This window comes from Pseudomonas sp. B23(2017) (assembly GCF_002113725.1).
In the GTDB taxonomy this organism is placed as follows: domain Bacteria; phylum Pseudomonadota; class Gammaproteobacteria; order Pseudomonadales; family Pseudomonadaceae; genus Aquipseudomonas; species Aquipseudomonas putida_Z.
On sequence record NZ_NEJM01000004.1, the window covers coordinates 205,009 to 224,001 of the forward strand.

Annotated in this window: 17 protein-coding genes; 8 read left to right on the forward strand and 9 right to left on the reverse strand. The window is 63.8% G+C overall.

From position 1 onward, the window contains the following. Window positions 1-3 precede the first annotated feature (3 nt). Window positions 4-636 (reverse strand): LysE family translocator, encoded by a 633-nt coding sequence (locus CAG46_RS08875; RefSeq protein WP_023660833.1) that lies wholly within the window; start codon window positions 634-636, stop codon window positions 4-6. 168 nt (window positions 637-804) lie between these two features. Beyond that, on the reverse strand, window positions 805-1,419 hold the full coding sequence (locus CAG46_RS08880; RefSeq protein WP_085617099.1) for a LysE family translocator: 615 nt from the start codon (window positions 1,417-1,419) through the stop codon (window positions 805-807). A 112-nt stretch (window positions 1,420-1,531) separates the two neighbouring features. Here CAG46_RS08880 and CAG46_RS08885 point away from each other — a divergent pair, with 112 nt between their 5' ends. Both CAG46_RS08885 and CAG46_RS08890 read left to right on the forward strand, forming a co-directional pair. After that, window positions 1,532-1,984 (forward strand): Lrp/AsnC family transcriptional regulator, encoded by a 453-nt coding sequence (locus tag CAG46_RS08885; RefSeq protein ID WP_015270735.1) that lies wholly within the window; start codon window positions 1,532-1,534, stop codon window positions 1,982-1,984. Window positions 1,985-2,396: 412 nt separating this feature from the next. Next, a complete protein-coding gene (locus CAG46_RS08890; protein WP_085619563.1) occupies window positions 2,397-3,809 on the forward strand; it encodes a cytosine permease in 1,413 nt (470 codons plus the stop codon). A gap of 297 nt (window positions 3,810-4,106) precedes the next feature. On the opposite strand, the gene CAG46_RS08895 is transcribed toward CAG46_RS08890, so the two are convergent. The 4 genes from CAG46_RS08895 to glnT all read right to left on the reverse strand — a co-directional run bounded on the left by CAG46_RS08895 (window position 4,107) and on the right by glnT (window position 8,457). After that, the gene (locus CAG46_RS08895; RefSeq protein ID WP_013973039.1) at window positions 4,107-5,432 is read right to left on the reverse strand and encodes an FMN-binding glutamate synthase family protein; all 1,326 of its coding nucleotides are present in this window, start codon (window positions 5,430-5,432) and stop codon (window positions 4,107-4,109) included. Window positions 5,433-5,447: 15 nt separating this feature from the next. Continuing rightward, a complete protein-coding gene (locus CAG46_RS08900) occupies window positions 5,448-6,122 on the reverse strand; it encodes a protein glxC (RefSeq protein ID WP_085619565.1) in 675 nt (224 codons plus the stop codon). A 27-nt stretch (window positions 6,123-6,149) separates the two neighbouring features. Beyond that, a complete protein-coding gene (locus CAG46_RS08905) occupies window positions 6,150-7,055 on the reverse strand; it encodes a glutamine amidotransferase family protein (RefSeq protein WP_085619567.1) in 906 nt (301 codons plus the stop codon). A 67-nt stretch (window positions 7,056-7,122) separates the two neighbouring features. Continuing rightward, window positions 7,123-8,457, reverse strand: a complete 1,335-nt coding sequence (gene glnT / locus CAG46_RS08910) for a type III glutamate--ammonia ligase (RefSeq protein ID WP_015270738.1) — start codon at window positions 8,455-8,457, stop codon at window positions 7,123-7,125. A gap of 314 nt (window positions 8,458-8,771) precedes the next feature. Between glnT and CAG46_RS08915 the strand changes: the two genes are divergently transcribed. Together CAG46_RS08915 and CAG46_RS08920 are read left to right on the forward strand one after the other, a co-directional pair. Then, window positions 8,772-9,365, forward strand: coding sequence for a cupin domain-containing protein (locus tag CAG46_RS08915; protein ID WP_025338781.1), 594 nt, complete (start codon window positions 8,772-8,774; stop codon window positions 9,363-9,365). Between the two features lie 295 nt (window positions 9,366-9,660). Further along, a complete protein-coding gene (locus CAG46_RS08920) occupies window positions 9,661-10,590 on the forward strand; it encodes a DMT family transporter (RefSeq protein ID WP_025338780.1) in 930 nt (309 codons plus the stop codon). 320 nt (window positions 10,591-10,910) lie between these two features. Here the strand turns inward: CAG46_RS08920 and CAG46_RS08925 are convergent, their stop codons facing one another. After that, a complete protein-coding gene (locus CAG46_RS08925) occupies window positions 10,911-11,615 on the reverse strand; it encodes an NUDIX domain-containing protein (protein WP_025338779.1) in 705 nt (234 codons plus the stop codon). 138 nt (window positions 11,616-11,753) lie between these two features. Between CAG46_RS08925 and CAG46_RS08930 the strand changes: the two genes are divergently transcribed. Then, window positions 11,754-12,404, forward strand: coding sequence for an isochorismatase family protein (locus tag CAG46_RS08930; protein WP_085615368.1), 651 nt, complete (start codon window positions 11,754-11,756; stop codon window positions 12,402-12,404). Then, on the forward strand, window positions 12,401-13,600 hold the full coding sequence (gene pncB, locus CAG46_RS08935) for a nicotinate phosphoribosyltransferase (protein WP_085615366.1): 1,200 nt from the start codon (window positions 12,401-12,403) through the stop codon (window positions 13,598-13,600). Before CAG46_RS08930 ends, pncB begins: the two co-directional genes overlap by 4 nt. A 114-nt stretch (window positions 13,601-13,714) precedes the next feature. Here pncB and CAG46_RS08940 read toward each other — a convergent pair whose 3' ends face one another. Next, window positions 13,715-14,602, reverse strand: a complete 888-nt coding sequence (locus tag CAG46_RS08940; RefSeq protein WP_015270743.1) for a LysR family transcriptional regulator — start codon at window positions 14,600-14,602, stop codon at window positions 13,715-13,717. A 111-nt stretch (window positions 14,603-14,713) separates the two neighbouring features. Here CAG46_RS08940 and CAG46_RS08945 point away from each other — a divergent pair, with 111 nt between their 5' ends. Further along, entirely contained in the window at window positions 14,714-15,775 is a 1,062-nt protein-coding gene (locus CAG46_RS08945; protein ID WP_085615362.1) for a YeiH family protein, read from the forward strand. A 212-nt stretch (window positions 15,776-15,987) separates the two neighbouring features. Then, entirely contained in the window at window positions 15,988-17,361 is a 1,374-nt protein-coding gene (gene ppnN / locus CAG46_RS08950) for a nucleotide 5'-monophosphate nucleosidase PpnN (protein WP_025338773.1), read from the forward strand. Window positions 17,362-17,784: 423 nt separating this feature from the next. On the opposite strand, the gene CAG46_RS08955 is transcribed toward ppnN, so the two are convergent. Continuing rightward, the gene (locus CAG46_RS08955; protein WP_085615360.1) at window positions 17,785-18,927 is read right to left on the reverse strand and encodes a GGDEF domain-containing protein; all 1,143 of its coding nucleotides are present in this window, start codon (window positions 18,925-18,927) and stop codon (window positions 17,785-17,787) included. Window positions 18,928-18,993 lie beyond the last annotated feature (66 nt).

The window sequence follows — 18,993 nt, forward strand, 5'->3', positions numbered from 1 at the left end:
CGGTCAGCGCCGCCCTTCGGCCAGCATGCGCACGGCCAGGCCCGCCAGCACCGTCCCCATCAGCCAGCGCTGAACCTGCTGCCACAGCGGGCGACCGGCGAGGAATACGGCGATCGACCCGGCCATGATCGCGATCAGTGCATTGACCGAAACGCTGATGGCGATCTGCGTCGACCCCAGCACCAGCGACTGCAGCAGCACGCTGCCATGCCCCGGCTCGATGAACTGCGGCATCAACGACAGGTACATGACGGCGATCTTGGGGTTGAGCAGGCTGGTGGCAAAGCCCATGGTGAACAGCCGCCGCGGGCTGTCGGCAGGCAGGTCGCGAACCTGGAACGGCGAGCGGCCACCAGGGCGCAGCGCCTGCCAGGCCAGGTACAACAGGTACAGCGCGCCACCGATGCGCAGCGCGTCGTAGGCAAAAGGCACGGCCATCACCAGGGCGGTGATGCCCAGCGCGGCGCAGAACATGTAGATGACGAAGCCCAGGGCCACACCACCCAGCGAAATCAGCCCGGCCTTGCGGCCCTGGCAGATCGAGCGGGAGATCAGGTAGATCATGTTCGGCCCTGGGGTCAGGACCATGCCGAGGCAGATCAGGGCGAAAGTGAGCAGTTGCGTGGTTTCGGGCATGGGGCACATCCTGGTTGTGCGTTGAAGTGCTGCGAGTTTATCCGAGGCTTTGTCTATCGTCTGTACTGGCCTCATCGCCGGCAAGCCAGCTCCCACAAGTACCCCGCATGGCTCAGGCCCGGCATTGAACCGGTGGGAGCTGGCTTGCCGGCGATGAGGCCAGTGAATTCAACTTATTTGACCCACTATCAAGCCCAGGGCCACCGTGATCATCGCCACCCCCGACACCCGGCCGACCAGCTTCGCCGCCCCCGGCCGGGTGCTCAGCACGGCTTTGGCGCCATAACCGACCAGCGAGTAGATCACCAGCGAGCTGCACAGGTGCACCAGGCCCAGCAGCAAGATCTGCAACGGCACCGGCCAGCTCGACTGCGGGTCGGTGAACTGCGGCAACAACGCCAGGAACAGCAAAAACACTTTCGGGTTCAGGCCACTGACGCAAAACCCTTTCAATGCCCAGCGGGACCCCGACTCCCCCGCACCATCCTGCCCGGCCGCCGGCAATGCCGGGCTCAGCAGCAGGTTGCCACCCAGCCACAGCAGGTAGCTGCACCCCGCCAGGGTCAGCAAGGTCAGCGCCAGCGGGTGGCCGGCCAGCAGGCTGCCGACCCCGGCCGCCACCACCAGGGTCGCAAGGAAATGCCCCGACAACATCCCCGCCACCGCGGGCATCACCCAGCGCCCGCGCATGCCGGCCGAAATGGCATAGGCCCAGTCCGCGCCCGGGGTAATCACGAACAGCATCGACACGGCCCAGAACGCCGTCAGAACACTGAGAGCCACTTGAATCTTCCTTTTTCCACTGCTTTGGGATGACGAAAGATTACGGATTCCGTCGAGGGATTTTCTTTCGTATATTCCCCAACAGCCCTCAATTACTGGAAGATCCTTCTCGATGGACAGGACTGATCGAAAAATCCTTGCCGAACTGCAAAAAGACGGTCGGCTATCGGTGACCGAGTTGGCAGACCGTGTGGGGCTCAGCCTGTCGCCCTGCCATCGGCGCTTGAAGGCGCTGGAGGAATCAGGGGCGATTCTTGGCTATCACGCGCGCCTGGCGCCGAGCGCACTGGGGCTGAACTTTGCCGCGCTGGTGTTCGTGACCCTGCGCGAAGTCACTCGCCAGCCGGTAGCGGACTTTGAAGCGGCGCTGGCCGAAATCCCGCAGATCGTCGAGGCGCAGCGGCTGTTTGGCGACCCGGATTACCTGCTGCATGTGGTGGCCAAGGATTTGCCGGCGTTCCAGAAGCTGTATGACGAGCAGCTGACCAGCATTCCCAATGTGAAGCGGTTGAGTTCGACCCTGGTGATGAAAGAGGTGATTCAGGATCGGTTGTTGCCGATGTAGCGTTGTTGCCTGTGCCGGCCCTTTCGCGGGCTCGCCCGCTCCCACCTCGACCGCATTGATTTCAAGCCATGCGCAGACCTGTGGGAGCGGGTTCACCCGCGAAAGGGCCGGCACAGGCGATCTTTTATCTGCCCTGCAAACGCGCACGGCGCCCCACCAAAGCACACCGCTTCTAGCCTCCACAAGGCCCAAACCCCTCTAGCCCAAGCCCTCCCGCCCCCTGGCACCCTCCTTGCTACCGTCCCCCGCTTAACCTTTTGTCAGCCTTAGGTTTTTTAAGGTTTATGGGCACATATTTACTAATTTCTCGTTATCCCCGCGCCCCGCATCATCGCTCCAACAAGAACGCGTCGCCCTTCGCCGGCACGCCCCCGGGCAGCTCCCGATGCCCTACCTTGCCTTGGAGTCAGTCATGACCAGTGCAGCCAATTCGGCACCCCTCATAGAAAAACACACGATCGGCTACGTGCCCCCGCAAGACCGCCATGGAAAGGTAAGGGATCTGTTCACACTGTGGTTCGGCGGCAACATCGCGCCACTGCCCATCGTCACCGGCGCGCTGGGCGTGCAACTGTTCCACCTGAACCTGGTATGGGGCATCGTCGCCATCCTGGTCGGCCACCTGGTCGGTGGCGTACTGATGGCGCTGCACTCGGCCCAGGGTCCGCAGATGGGCATCCCGCAGATGATCCAGAGCCGCGCCCAGTTCGGCTCGCTCGGCGCGCTGCTGGTGGTGGTGATCGCCGGGGTCATGTACATCGGCTTCTTCGCCTCCAACATCGTTCTCGCCGGCAAGTCGCTGCACGGCGTGGTCGATACAGTGCCGGTACCGGTGGGCATCGTCATCGGTGCGCTGGGCTCGGGCATCATCGGCATCATCGGCTACCGCTTCATCCACGTGCTCAACCGCATCGGCACCTGGGTGCTGGGTATCGGCATCGTGGTCGGCTTCGGCTACATCTTCAGCCACGTGCAAAGCGACGACTTCCTCACCCGCGGCGGCTTCAACTTGGCCGGCTGGCTGGCTACCGTGTCGCTGGCGGCACTGTGGCAGATCGCCTTTGCACCCTATGTGTCGGACTACTCGCGCTACCTGCCGGCGGACGTGAAGGTCAGCTCGACGTTCTGGACTACCTACCTGGGTTCGGCCCTGGGTTCGAGCCTGTCGTTCATCTTCGGCGCCGTGGCGGTGCTGGCGATCCCGGCCGGCATGGACACCATGGACGCGGTCAAGCTGGCCACCGGTACCCTCGGCCCGATCATGCTGGTGCTGTTCCTGCTCAGCGTGATCAGCCACAACGCCCTCAACCTGTATGGCGCAGTGCTGTCGATCATCACCCTGGTGCAAACCTTCGCCCACCGCTGGATCCCCACCGCCAAGAGCCGCGCCGTGCTGTCGCTGGTAGTGCTGACGGCCTGCTGCGTGGTGGCAGTGTTCGCCTCGGCGGACTTCATCGGCCACTTCGTCGACATGGTGCTGGTGCTGCTGGTGGTGCTGGTGCCGTGGACAGCGATCAACCTGATCGACTTCTATGCCATCCACAAGGGTGACTACGATATCCAGTCGATCTTCCAGGTCGATGGCGGCATCTACGGGCGCTACAACCCGCAGGCGCTGATTGCGTATGCTGTGGGCATCGCGGTGCAGATCCCGTTCATGAACACGCCACTGTATGTCGGGCCGATTTCCGAGCATATCAACGGAGCGGACCTGTCGTGGCTGGTGGGGCTGGCGGTTACTTCGCCGCTGTACTGGTGGCTGGCCAGCCGTGACAGCGCCTACCGTCGCCGGCAGATGAGTGCCAAGGTGGCCATGGGGCACTGATTCAACCAGTGCCGCCTCTTCGCGGGCTTGCCCGCTCCCACAGGATGTCACCGGCCTCGAAGGCTGTGGTGTCCCGGTGGAGCGGGCAAGCTCGCGAAGAGGCCGGATTACAGCGAGGGTGAGGTGCTCATGGAGTCACTCCTGTGTGAATGGTGGGGGTGCCCTGGGGCTGCCTTGCAGCCCATCGCGACACAAGGCCGCTCCTACAGGGGACCGCGCAAGGCTCAGATACGCGGTCCCTGTAGGAGCGGCCTTGTGTCGCGAAAGGGCCGCAAAGCGGCCCAAATTACCGATAACTCAGTACTGCGCCTGCCCCGGCACCCAGGCGGTTCCCGCCAACGGCACTCGCGCCATCGCCGCAGCCTCCACGGTCAACGCCACCAGGTCCTCCGGGTCGAGGTTGTGCAAGTGCGACTTGCCACACGCCCGCGCCATGGTCTGCGCCTCCAGCACCAGCACCCGCAGGTAGTTGGCCAGGCGGCGCCCGGCCTCCTCCGGGTTCAGGCGCCTGGCCAGTTCCGGGTCCTGGGTGGTAATGCCGGCCGGGTCGCGGCCGTTCTGCCAGTCGTCATAGAAACCGGCCGCCGAGCCGATCTTCTTCAGTTCGGCATCCAGCCGCGGGTGGTTGTCACCCAGCGCGATCAGCGCCGCAGTGCCAATGGCCACCGCATCAGCCCCGAGGGCCATGGCCTTGGCCACGTCGGCACCATTGCGAATACCACCGGAGACGATCAGCTGCACCTTGCGGTGCATGCCCATTTCCTGCAGCGCCTGCACTGCCTGCGGAATGGCCGGCAGGATCGGGATGCCAACGTGTTCGATGAACACTTCCTGAGTCGCGGCAGTACCGCCCTGCATGCCGTCGAGCACGATCACATCGGCACCGGCCTTCACCGCCAGCTTTACGTCGTAGTACGGGCGGCTGGCGCCGATCTTCACGTAGATGGGTTTTTCCCAGTCGGTGATCTCGCGGATCTCGGCAATCTTGATCGCCAGGTCATCCGGGCCGGTCCAGTCCGGGTGGCGGCAGGCGCTGCGCTGGTCGACGCCGATCGGCAAGGTGCGCATGCCGGCCACGCGCTCGGTCACCTTCATGCCCAGCAGCATGCCGCCACCGCCCGGCTTGGCACCCTGGCCGAGGACGATCTCGATGGCATCGGCCTTGCGCAGGTCGTCGGGGTTCATGCCATAGCGCGACGGCAGGTACTGGTACACCAGGTGCTGCGACTGGCCGCGTTCTTCCGGGGTCATGCCGCCGTCGCCCGTGGTGGTGCTGGTGCCGGCGATGGTCGCACCACGGCCCAGCGCCTCTTTGGCGTTGGCCGACAACGCGCCGAAACTCATGCCGGCGATGGTCACCGGAATTTTCAGGTGGATCGGCTTCTTGGCGAAGCGGGTGCCCAGCAGCACATCGGTGCCGCATTTTTCGCGGTAGCCTTCCAGCGGGTAGCGCGACACGCTGGCACCCAGCAGCAGCAGGTCGTCGAAGTGCGGCACGCGGCGCTTGGTGCCGCCGCCGCGGATGTCGTAGATGCCGGTTTCGGCGGCACGCTGGATTTCCTGGATGGTCAGGCGGTCGAAGGTGGCCGACTCACGCAGTACCGGGGGGAATTGCTCGCTCATGGGAATGCTCCTGGATCAGTACGCGCTGGCGTTGTCGACTTTGAAGTTGTACAGCTGGCGAGCCGAGCCGTAGCGTTTGAAATCGGCAGCCTTGTGGTCCAGGCCGGCCTTGTTCAGCAGTTCCTGCAGCTCTTGCAGGTGCTCGGCGCGCATCTCTTTCTCGATGCAGTCCGAGCCCAGCGACTGCACCGCACCCTTGACGTAGATGCGCACCTCGTACAGCGAATCGCCCAGCGCATCGCCGGCATCGCCACACACCACCAAACGCCCGGCCTGGCCCATGAAGCAGCTCATGTGGCCGATGCTGCCGCCGACGACGATATCCACGCCCTTCATGGAAATACCGCAACGCGCGCCGGCGTCGCCCTCGATCACCAGCAGCCCGCCATGGGCAGTGGCGCCGGCGGCCTGGGAGGCGCTGCCCTTGACCCGCACCGAGCCGGACATCATGTTTTCGGCCACGCCGACACCGACGTTGCCATGCACGGTGACGCTGGCCTGCTGGTTCATGCCGGCGCAGTAGTAGCCGGCGTGGCCTTCGATATCCACGGCCACGGCGGCGCTGATGCCCACGGCCAGGTTGTGCTTGCCGTCGGGGTGGGTCACCCGCCATTCGTGGTCCTGCACCTCACCGTGCAAGGACTGGTTGAGGACACGCACCGAGGTGCTGGAAAGGTCGATCGTCTTCATGTGGTTCTCCAGTGGTTCGGTGGCAGGTCAGGCGCTTTCGCGTTCCCATACGTACAGGGTGGCCGGGGCCGGTTCCCAGACCTTGGCGTTCTCGATGCCCGGCAGGCTGGCCAGCGCCTGGTACTCCGAGGCCATGGCCACGTAGTCGTCGGTCTCGGCCAGCACGGCGGGCTTGCAGGCGATCGGGTCGCGGATCACGGCAAAGCCGTTGCGGGTGCCGATGGCGAAGGTGAAGAAGCCGTCCAGGTCTTCCAGGGCGCCATCCAGGGCCTGGGCCAGGCTGTCGCCCTGCTGCAGGCGCCAGGTCAGGTAGCCGGCGGCCACTTCGGTGTCGTTGTCGGTCTCGAAGCTGATGCCTTCGCGCTTGAGCTCCTGGCGCAGGCGGAAGTGGTTGGACAGCGAGCCGTTGTGCACCAGGCACAGGTCGGCGCCGGTGGAGAACGGGTGGCTGCCTTCCATGGTCACGGCGCTTTCGGTGGCCATGCGGGTATGGCCGATGATGTGGCTGCCTTTCATGCCGACCAGGCCGAAGCGGCTGGAAATTTCCGCCGGCAGGCCCATGCCCTTGAGGACCTCGATGCTCTGCCCGGCGCTCATGATGCGCACGTCAGGGGCCAGTTCGCTCAAAGCCTGGCGGGCCGATGCCTCGTTGGTGTGCACCTTGAGCACGGCGGCGCTGGCGTTCTGGAACCAGTCCAGCGAGCAGCCCAGGCGCCCTTCCAGCTGGCCCATCAGCGCCGCCCAGGGGTAGTTGATGTCAGTGGCCTGCAGGGTCAGCTTGACCCAGCCATCGGCCACTTCGTCGCCGTAGATGGCAAAGCCGGCGCTGTCCGGGCCACGGTCGGTCATGGCTTCGAGCATGGGTTCGAAGAGCTTGCCGAGCTGGGCTTCCAGCTCGGGTTTTTTCAGGTACAGACCTACGATTCCACACATGGTGATGCTCCTTACTAGGCAGTGGGCGACCGCGTTCGTGCTGGCCGCCCAAGGGATTGGGGGGCGGTCAGAAGAATTCGGTGTAACGCTGGATTTCCCAGTCGGAGACATGGCGGCAGTACTCCACCCACTCCATGCGCTTGAGCTTGATGAACTCGTCGACGATCTCGGCGCCCAGCACTTCGCGGAACAGCGGGTCGGCCTCCAGGGCGTCGGCGGCTTCCTTCAACGACTGCGGCAAGGTCTTGATGCCGCGTGCGGCAATCTCTTCCAGGCTCAGGTTGTAGAGGTTCTCGTTGCACATCTCGCCCGGCTCCAGCTGACGGTCGATGCCATCGAGGCCGGCAGCGATGATCGCGGCGGTGACCAGGTACGGGTTGCAGCCAGCGTCCGGCAGGCGGAACTCCAGACGGCCATAGGGGATGCGCACCATCGCCGAGCGGTTGTTGGCGCCATAGGCGACAAACGCCGGGGCCCAGGTGGCGCCGGATAGCGAGCGGCCGACCACCAGGCGCTTGTACGAGTTGACCGTGGGCGCGGCGAAGGCGCACAGCGCCGGGCCATGGGCCAACAGGCCTGCGGCAAAGTGGTAGGCCAGCTTCGACAGGCCCATGCCGCTGCTGTCGGACGGGTCATGGAACAGGTTCTTGTTGGTACTGCTGGCCAGCGACAGGTGGAAGTGCATGCCATTGCCGGCGCGCTTGGGGTCGGGCTTGGGCATGAACGAGCAGATCATCCCCAGGTCGTTGGCGATCTCGCCGGCGGCCATGCGGAAGAAGGTAAAGCGGTCGGCCGACTCCATGGCGTCGCTGTAGGTGTAGTTGATCTCGAACTGGCCGTTGGCGTCCTCGTGGTCGATCTGGTAGATGTCGAAGCCCACCGGCTGCAACGCCTCGGTCAGGCGTTCGAGGAACAGCCGCGAACGCGACAGGCCCTTGTAGTCGTAGCACGGCTTGTCGAGGTTGTCGGAGGCGTCCACCAGTTGCAGCTTGCCATCCTCGTCGCGGCGGAACAGGCTGAACTCGGGCTCAAGGCCAGTGTTCAGGGTCCAGCCTTTGTCGGCCAGGCGCTGCACCTGCTGCTGCAACACGTAGCGGCTGTCGTAGGGCCAGGGTTGGCCGTTTACGTGGCCTACACACACCACCCGGCCGTAACCCGGCTGCCACGGTACCGGGATCAAGGTGGAAAGGTCGCCGCGGGCCATGAAGTCGGGGCCGTGCGGTTCCATGCCCATGCCGCAGATGGCGAACCCGGCAAAGCCGGCGCCCTCCTCGGCCACCATCTTCAGGCCCGAGACCGGCACCGATTTGGTCTTCGCCGAGCCATGGATATCGACGAACTGCGCCAGCACGTACTTGATGCCGTGCTGATCGAGGGTGCGCTGGGTTTCTGCTGGCAACATGGGTTGAACACTCCTGGGCAAGGGGCAATGATTCCGCATGGGAAAATTAATTTCCTCACAGGAATGCAATGTGCTTGCCAACTTTGTTCAGGGTGCAACCTTGTGTTGCCTGTTCGGGCCTCTTCGCGGGCCTGTGGGAGCGGGCGTGCCCGCGAAGAGGCCGGTACGGCCAGCCCAAAACCCAAGCAGATTTCTATGCTCCATTTATGGGAAACTTGTTTTCACCCGAGGAAAGATGCAGCCACCGCAACTGCACTTCGCACTTTCCCAGTGCGAAATCTTTATTCTTGAACTGAAACCGTGCAGGACATTCGATGCCAACCGAAACCGAACCGCGCCTTCGCCTGGAGCAGTACCTGGGCCTGCAGATCAAGCGCCAGCGCCAGGCCCAGTCCCTCAAGCTCGCCGACGTGGCGCGCATCGCCGGCATCAGCCAAGGCATGCTGAGCAAGATCGAGAACGCCCAGGTGTCCACCAGCCTCGACACCCTCAGCCGCTTGTGCGACGTGCTGGGCATGCCGATGGCCAAGCTGTTCAGCCAATATGACCAGCCCGACGGCAATGCCTTGCTGGTGAAAGCCGGTGAAGGGCTGGAGGTGGTGCGCCGCGGTACCGAGAAAGGCCACACCTACCATTTGCTCAATCACGCCAGGGGGCCGAAGAAGAACTTCGAGGCGTACATGGTGACCATGGACGACGCCAGCGAAGAGTTCCCGACCTTCGCCCACCCCGGCACCGAGTTCCTTCACTTGCTGGAGGGTGAACTGGTGTACCGGCACGGCAACCAGCTCTATCACATGCAGGCCGGCGACAGCCTGACCTTCGACGGCGAGACCCCGCACGGCCCCGAGCAGCTGGTGCAGGTGCCCATCCGCCTGTTGTCGATCATGAACTACGGCGACGAGTGACGCGGCGCAGCAAGGCAACAACCGATGTCGCGATCAGACAAGCACACGTCGCCCGCGATCGGCTCCAGAACTGTGTCTACAAAAATAATACACACATCGACCAGCCCCGCGCCGTGGGCTGATCGGTGTGGTATTCGCGAGTAAAACAGCCTCGCTTCACAATTCCAACGCTGTGGCGCCTTTTTGCACCGGGCAGTTCGTCCGGGCTCATAACGATAAAACTCCCAGTATCAGAGACCCGCGCCGCGCCAGCCGGGAGTGTTTGCGCGCGCCACATTGTGAAGACTTGACTGCCATGATCGCGACTTCAATCCCCGTAGCCGGTGCTGCCACCGGCCACCGTAACGCCCTGTGCGTTGCCCATATCGCCGCTGTGCTGTTCGGCCTGACCGGTATCCTCGGTCACCTGATCGAGGCCGACGCCAGCATCATCACCTTCGGCCGCGCCACCTTCGCCTTCATCGCCCTGGGCTTCGTCGCCGGGCTCAAGGGCACGCGCCTGCTCGACGCCCTCACCCTGCGCAACCTGCCGGTGCTGGGCCTGACCGGCGCCCTGCTGGCTGCCCACTGGGTAACCTTCTTCATCGCCGTGAAGGTTGGCGGCGTGGCCGTGGCCACCCTGGGCTTCGCCAGCTTCCCGGCGTTCATCGCCATGATCGAGCGCGGCGTGTTCGGCCAGCGTATCGGTGCCGTGCAAGGTTTGCTGCTGCTGATGGTCACGGCCGGTCTGGTGTTGGTGGTACCGACCTTCGACCTGCTCGACAAAGGCACCGTCGGCCTGCTCTGGGGCCTGGGCTCGGGCCTGGCGTTCGCCCTGCTGACGGTGGCCAACCGCCGCAACGGCTCGAGCATGAACGCGATGCAGGTGGCGTTCTGGCAGAACGTGGTGGTAGCTGCGCTGGTGGCGCCGTTTGCCTTCACTCACCTGGGCAACACCAGCCTGGCTGGCAGTGACTGGGTCAACCTGGCGCTGTTGGGCGTGTTCTGCACGGGGCTGTCGCAGTTCCTGTTCGTCAAGAGCCTGGAAGGCCTGGAAGCGCGCACGGCCGGCATGATCATCGCGCTGGAGCCGGTGTACGCGATCATCGGCGCTTGGTGGCTGTTCGGTGAGCAGCCAAGCCTGCGCATGGCCGCTGGCGCTGCGCTGATCGTGCTGGCGACCATCCTGGCGGCGGCGCGCAAGGCACCAGCGGAACAAGGCGATACCAGCCGCTGCGCGCATTGATGTATGAGCTTGCCTGAACGGGCCTCATCGCCGGCAAGCCAGCTCCCACAGGGTAATCACAGGGCTCGAGCCTGATGCTTTACCTGGGAGCAACTGTCTTGCTCAAATTCTGAAAGTTGGCGCAATCCCTGTGGGAGCGGCCTTGTGTCGCGAAAGGGCTGCAAAGCAGCCCCAGCAATTTCAACTGGTGCGCATCAATCCTGGGGCCGCGTTGCGGCCCTTTCGCGACACAAGGCCGCTCCCACAGGTACAGCGACAACCTCGAGATCAACGCTGCACCTGTGCGTGTGGCTTGCCGGCGATGAGGTCGGTACAGGCGACTAAGCGCCCTCAGGCAGCAGGCTGCGGTCAAACATGAACGCCCGCTCCCCCTGTGGTGTGTACTGATACAACTGCTGCGGCCGGCCCAGCCTGGGCTGGTTCTTCTCCCCGGTGTCCCTCACCCACCCCAGCTCGCGCAAGCGCTCCAGGCGTTTGCGCAGCGAGGTATTGTTCACCGCCTGCCCCAGGCACGCCTGCACCGCACCTAGCGCATCCAGCACAGTGAACTTCTCCGCCAGCAGGTAAAGCGGCAGGCTGCTGTACACCGTCTTCGCCGCCAGCCGCTCACGGGCGCGCTCCACCAACAGGTTGTGATCAAAGGGCAACAGCACCTTGCGCGCCAATACGCTGTCCAAGTCGAAAAACGCCAGTTGCTCGCCCTCGACGACCTGCCCGGGTTCGAGCAATGCCAGGTAATAGGTGCTGAGTGACCATCCACGCGGGTCGCGGAAAGCATTGCCCTCGGTGCCTACCTGTTCCATGTAGCACGGTACGACCTGGGTTTTCTCGCGCAGCGCGCGTTCGGCAGCAGCTTCCAGGCTGGTGTCGGGGGTGCGGCCATTGACGATCACCCCGGGCAAGGCCCACTGGCCGGCATGCGGTTCACGCTCACGACGGTGCAACAGCACCTGCAGATGTTGAGCTTCGGGGGCCATGCGCAGGGCGACGATATCGACGCTGGCCAGGACTTCGACTGCATTCACCGGGCGACTCCTTGTTCAAGCTCATCATAATCTACCAGAGCATCTAAGTAAGGCAAGCAGAAAGCCCGTATAAAAAGTTGCTTGACACACTTAATACACCAAGTGAATTATGTATCCATTCCAGCGAGGAGAACCGCCATGAAGATCGCCAGTTTCGATGTCGACGCCCAGAACGGCTTCACCAGCAACGTGCCGCAAGAGCTGCCGGTTCCCGAAGGCGATGAAATCGCGGCTGATCTTAATACCATGGCCTTGCGCGCCGACCTGCGCCTGGGCAGCAAGGATGCCCACCCGGCCAACGCCGCCTGGGTGGTCGCCGACCCCGCGCACATGCTGCAGCCCCTGCAACTGGCCAACGCCGACCTGACCTGGGTCAGCCACTGCGTCCCCGGCACACCCGGCTTCGAGTTGCTGCCCGGCCTGCCGGCCCCCATCGACTACGACTATTTCGTGTGGAAAGGCGTCGAGCCTGACCTGCACCCCTACGGTGCCTGCTACCACGACCTGGCCGAACGCCGCTCCACCGGGGTGATCGAGTACCTCAAGGTGCAGCAGGTGGGCGCGGTGATCGTCGGCGGCCTGGCCCTGGACTATTGCGTCAGGACCACCGCCCGCCAATTGCGCCAGGCCGGCTTCCGGGTGCTGTTGTACCTGCCGGCCTGCCGCGCCCTCACCCAGGCAGGCGCCATCGAGGCGTGTGGCGCCCTGGCCGCCGACGGCGTGATCCTCTGCGGCGACGAAGCCGCGCTCGACCACCAGCTCTCTCTGATCAAGGAAGACCGCCCATGAGCGATAGCGTTTTCGGCCCACGCATCATCCAGAACCTGCTGGACACCGACTTCTACAAGATCACCATGATGCAGGCGGTGTTGCACAACTACCCCAACGCCGAGGTGGAGTGGGAGTTCCGCTGCCGTAACGGCGAGAACCTCGCACCTTACCTGGCGGAGATCCGTTACCAGGTCGAGCAACTGGCCGATGTCAGCGTCACGCATGACCAGCTCGCCTACCTGGAGAAGATCCCGTTCATCAGGCCGGACTTCATCCGCTTTCTCAGCCTGTTCCGCTTCAACCTGCGCTATGTACAGGTAGGCCTGGATGATGCCGGGCAACTGGCAATTCGCGTGCGCGGGCCGTGGTTGCACGTGATTCTCTACGAGATCCCGCTGCTGGCGATCATCAGCGAGGTACGCAACCGCTACCGTTATCGCGAGGTGGTGATCGAGCAGGTCCGCGAGCGCCTGTATCAGAACCTCGACTGGCTGAAGGCCGAGGCCAGCGCCGAAGAACTGGCCGGTTTCCAACTGGCCGACTTCGGCACCCGGCGGCGCTTCTCCTACCGGGTGCAGGAAGAGGTGGTGCACATTCTGAAGCGTGACTTCCCAGGCCGCTTTGTCGGTACCAGCAACGTGCACCTGGCGCGCGAATACCAGCTCAAGCCGATCGGCACCATGGCGCACGAGTGGTTCATGGCCCACCAGCAACTCGGCCCGCGCCTGGTCGACAGCCAGGCTGCCGCGCTGGAATGCTGGGTGCGGGAATACCGGGGGCTGCTGGGCATCGCCCTCACCGACTGCATCACCATGGACGCGTTCCTCGGCGACTTCGACCTGTACTTCGCCAAGCTGTTCGATGGCCTGCGGCACGATTCGGGCGATCCGCTGGCCTGGGCGGAAAAGGCCATTGCCCACTATGAGCGGCTGGGGATCGACCCGAAGAGCAAGACCCTGATCTTTTCCGACGGGCTGGACCTTGCCAAGGCGCTGGGGCTGTACCGGGCGCTGCATGAGCGGATCAATGTGAGCTTTGGAATTGGTACCAGGCTGACCTGCGATATCCCGGGGGTGGAGCCGATGAACATCGTGATCAAGATGACGGCCTGCAATGGGGCACCGGTGGCCAAGATTTCCGACAGCCCGGGCAAGACACAGTGCCGGGATGAGAACTTCGTGGCCTATCTGAAGCATGTCTTTCGGGTGGATTGAGGTTGCCTGTGCAGGCCTCTTCGCGGGCTCGCCCGCTCCCACAGGTTTCTCACGGTTCTTGAATGCGGTGCAGTACCTGTGGGAGCGGGCAAGCCCGCGAAGAGGCCTGCACAGTCACCCCACCTCTTGCAGGCCAACACACAACTCCAGAAACCGCGCCGCAGCCCGCGACGGGGTGGCTGCATGCGGCACCAGAATGGAAAACCGCCGCACCAACGCCTGCGGCACAACCTGCAACCGCTGCAACGCCCCATCCTCATGCCGGATCGACATCGCCGACACAAAACCAATCCCCATCCCGGCCCGCACTGCCTCCTTCACCCCCTCCACCCCGGCAATCTCCAGCGCCACGCGCATCGCCACGCCACTGCGGGCAAATGCCCGCTCGACGATCTGCCGCACACCCGAGCCACTCTCGCGTAATACCAACGGGTAAGCCCCCAGCGACGCCAGCGTCTGTCGGTCACTGCCAGCCAGCGGATGACCACGCGGCACGATGGCCACGATCTCGTCCTCCCGCCACGCCGTCACCGCCGTGCCCAATGGCAGTTCCTGCCCAGGCGGCCCTTCGATCAGGGCGATATCGACGCTGTCCAGCGCAGCGACGATTTCTGCCGTATTGCCGTTGGAAGTGCTCACCAGCACCTCCGGGTAGCGGGCATGGAAATCGGCAATCAGGTAAGGCAGCAGGTAGCTGGCCGGCGTGGTACTGGCGCCGATGCGCAAGGTACCGCGCTCCAGCCCGCGCATGGCCTCGCGCAATGCCTGGGCCTGACGGAAGGTTTCGCGCAGGCGCTCGGCATGGGCCAGCAATTGCTCGCCGGCTGCTGTCAGCCGCACACCACGGCCGGCGCGCTGATACAGCGGCTCGCCAAAGGCCTCCTGCAGCAGCTTGAGCTGGCCAGACACCGCCGGCTGCGACAAGTGCAGGGCCTGGGCCGCATGGCTGATGTTGCCGTGCTCGGCGACGGTGGCGAACGTTATCAGTTGTTCTGGGGTCATGAATGAAAAATATCAGTTAAACGGATATTTGCCATCCTAAATTACGATTTTTTATAAGCTTATAACCAGATTAACGTAAGCCATGTCGAAACACCTTTCCGGAGGACTCACATGGCCACGGCTCCGTCCAACCCCGCCTTTGCACCTACCCTCTCTACCCGAGGGCGGCTCAATGGCATCCTGTTCGTCGCGCTGTTCGCACTTGCGGTCACCCAGTTGGCCGCCCTGCCCGCCATCGCCGACCTGGGTATCAGCCCGCTGATCGTCGGTATCGTCGCCGGTGCGCTTTACGGCAATGCACTGCGTGACGGTGTACCAGCAAGCTGGGCGGCGGGTATCAACTTTTCCGCCCGCGGCCTGCTGCGCATTGCCGTGGCCTTCTTCGGCCTGCGGGTAAGCCTGCAGGAAATTGCCGAAGTCGGCTGGTCCGGGCTCATCGTGTCGTTGCTGGTGGTGTCCAGCACCCTGCTGATCGGCCTGTGGTGTGGCATGAAGCTGTTCAAGCTGGACCGCGATACCGCCTTGCTGACCGCGGCCGGCAGCGCCATCTGCGGCGCCGCCGCGGTTCTGGCCTTCGAGTCGGCGCTGCGCAGTGCACCGCACAAAAGCGCCATGGCGGTTGGTAGCGTGGTGCTGTTCGGCACCCTGTCGATGTTCCTCTACCCATTGGCGATCAATGCCGGCTGGCTGCAGCTGGACGCCATGGGCGCCGGGCTGTTCCTGGGTGGCACCATTCACGAGGTGGCCCAAGTGGTCGGGGCGGCCAGCAACGTCAGCCCCGAGGCCACGCATATCGCCACCATCGTCAAGATGACCCGGGTGATGCTGCTGGTACCGGTGCTGCTGGTGGTGGGCCTTTGGATCAGCCGCGCGCGCCAGCCGGGCCAGGCACAGGGCAACGGGCGCATCGCCATGCCCTGGTTCGCCTTCGGCTTCCTCGCGCTGGTGCTGGTGAATTCGCTGCAGGTGTTGCCAGGCAGCGTGACGCAGGCGGTCAACAGCCTGGATACCTTCGCCCTGACCATGGCCATGACCGCGCTGGGGATGGAGACGCGCCTCAGCCAGATTCGCCAGGCCGGGCCGCGGGCGCTGGCCACCGGGGCGATTCTCAACCTCTGGCTGGTGTTTGGTGGCGTGGCGATTACCCTTGGTGTGCAGAAGCTGTTGGGATGACTTGAGACCGAGTCGCCTGCTTCGCGGGTAAACCCGCTCCCACAGGTATCGCGCTGCTTTCGGAACCTGCGCCGTACCTGTGGGAGCGGGTTTACCCGCGAAGCAGGTGGCTCGGTCTGATGAGGTTTTTGTTGCCCCCCCTCGTTGCCGTCCACATTTCTCGGTATGGTGTTGTCAAAGAAGGATGTTTTACCCGCACAGGAAAGACTTAGATGCCTCAACGCAATGTCATCAATGCATCCGTCAGCCCCAAAGGCAGCCTGGAGACGCTGTCACAACGTGAAGTGCAGCAACTGAGTGAAGTCGGTACCGGTAGCCTTTACACCCTGTTCCGCCAGTGCGCCCTGGCCATCCTCAACACCGGCGCCCATGTCGACAATGCCAAGACCATCCTCGAGGCCTATCAGGACTTCGAGGTGCGTATTCATCAACAGGACCGCGGCGTGCGCCTGGAGCTGCTGAATGCCCCGGCAGACGCCTTCGTCGATGGCGAAATGATCGCCAGCACCCGTGAAATGCTGTTCAGCGCCCTGCGCGACATCGTCTACACCGAAAGCGAGCTGGCCAGCCAGCGCATCGACCTGGAAAGCTCCCAGGGCATCACCGACTATGTCTTCCACCTGCTGCGCAACGCTCGCACCCTGCGCCCGGGCGTGGAGCCGAAGATGGTGGTGTGCTGGGGTGGCCATTCGATCAGCAGCGAGGAATACCAGTACACCAAGAAGGTCGGCCACGAGCTGGGCCTGCGCAAGCTGGATGTGTGCACCGGCTGCGGCCCGGGTGTGATGAAGGGCCCGATGAAGGGCGCCACCATTGCCCACGCCAAGCAACGAATGCACGGCAGCCGCTACCTGGGCCTGACCGAGCCGGGCATCATCGCCGCCGAAGCGCCCAACCCGATCGTCAACGAACTGGTGATCCTGCCGGACATCGAGAAGCGCCTGGAAGCCTTCGTCCGTGTCGGCCACGGCATCATCATCTTCCCGGGCGGTGCCGGCACGGCCGAGGAGTTCCTCTACCTGCTGGGCATCCTCATGCACCCGGACAACCAGAACCTGCCGTTCCCGGTGGTACTCACCGGCCCGCGCAGTGCCGAGCCGTACCTGCAACAGTTGCACGCGTTCGTCGGCGCTACCCTGGGTGAGGCGGCGCATCGCTTGTACGAGATCATCATCGATGACCCGGCGGAAGTTGCCAGGCACATGGTCGAAGGGCTCAAGGCGGTGAAGCAGTTCCGCCGCGAGCGCAACGATGCCTTCCACTTCAACTGGCTGCTGAAGATAGAAGAGAGCTTCCAGCGCCCGTTCGACCCGACCCACCAGGCCATGGCCGACCTCGACCTGCGGCGCGAGCTGCCGGCCCACGAACTGGCCGCCAACCTGCGCCGGGCGTTTTCCGGCATCGTCGCCGGCAACGTGAAGGACAAGGGCATCCGCCTGATCGAGGAACACGGGCCGTATCAGATCCGTGGCGACAGCGCCGTGCTGGACCCACTGGGCCGGCTGTTGCAGGCGTTCGTCGACCAGCATCGGATGAAGTTGCCTGGCGGCGCGGCGTATGTACCGTGCTACCAGGTGGTGACCTGATTCGCCATTCTTGCTGACTTGCTGAGGCCCCATGGATGGGGCCTGCAGCCATTTGGCTTTTTGGATGTGGGCATTCGCATCGAGTAGGCATTCATTCGCGATGGTGGCGCTGAGTCACCTTTCCGCCCTTACGGCGGGTCCCTTTTTGTCGTGGCAAAAAGGAACCAAAAACCGTCCGCTCCCATCATCCGGCCCCTACGCTCCGCTCCGGGGTCCCCTCGCTACGGGCCTGCTCCCGGGAGTACGCGCTGCAGGCCCCATCCATGGGGCCTCAGCGCTTGACGGGCATCCATGCCCGTCACCTCCCTCCGCAGTCCCTTCGCTCGGCCTCCTGAAGTCGCAATCGGCGGCGCCTGAACTATCGCGCGCTTAGAAGCAAAAGCAAAAGCAAAGGCAAAGGCAAAGGCAAAGGCAAAACTGCTACTAACTGAGGTCGGCCATCGGTCGTTCGACGAAGCGGATGCTGTCGCGCCCACCGCGCTTGGACTGGTACAAGGCGACATCCCCCTGCTCGATCAAGGCCGCAAGGCTCGTCGGCGGTTGGTCGAACAGGTTGGCGCCGATGCTCAAGGTGACCGGCTGCGGCGTAGGTACCGTCTTGCTGGCATACTGCTGGAACTGCTCGCGCAGCAGTCCACCCAGCTCCATGACCCGCTCGCTGCTCGCACCACACAGCAGAATGACGAACTCATCACCGCCCAGCCGCGCCGCCAGCGAGCGCTCGGGCAACACCGTGCGAATCATCTCGCTCAGGGCAATCAGCAAGCGGTCCCCTGCAACATGCCCGTGCAGGTCGTTGACCAGCTTGAAGTTGTCGATGTCGATCAGTAGCAAGGCCCCGGGCTGCGCCGAATCCACTGCCTTGAAGAAAGGCCCCGCCCGCACCTCCAGTGCGCGTCGGTTGTACAGCGCCGTCAACGGGTCACGGGCTGCCAGGCGGGCAATCCGCTCCTCGCGCCGGTAACGCACGGTGCCGGTCATCGACAAGGCTATCAGCATGATCGCCATCGCACCTTCGACCAACGAAACCTGAATGATCAGCCCGCCGAAGGTGGCCAGGTCAATCAACGTACCCGGTGTGATCGCAATGATCGCCTTGGCCACATAGAACAACCCATGCGCCAGCAACACATAGCGCAACTGCACCGCGCCAACACTCAGCGACTTGCCATGCGGCCGCAACAGCCAGCTGGCCTTGAGCGTCAACAGCGCCACCAGCAACGAGTTGACCATCAGCATCACCTTCGACCACTGCGGCCCAACAGGCATCAGCAGCAAGGCGAACCACACCAGCACGACCGATAACCAGATACGCGACAGCCGCACCTGGGTGAAGCGCAACACCCCCACCAGGAAGAACCAGTGCGCCACCACCAGCAAGCCGTTGGCGAACCAGATACCGATCAGCAACAAACCGATGCCGCGCAGCAAGGCCAGGGTGGAACCAATCGTGATGGTGGCAAAGCCTGCGCTCCAGAACAGCAGCGACGGCTCGCGTACGCTGCGCCACTCGATCGCCAGGTACAACGCAGCCGCGGCAGCCAGGGCGATCGAGATAGTGAGCATCGTGGGTGGATCAAGCGCCATGAACGGTTTGGCCTATCTGGTTGACGAGGAAAAGGCCCGATTGTA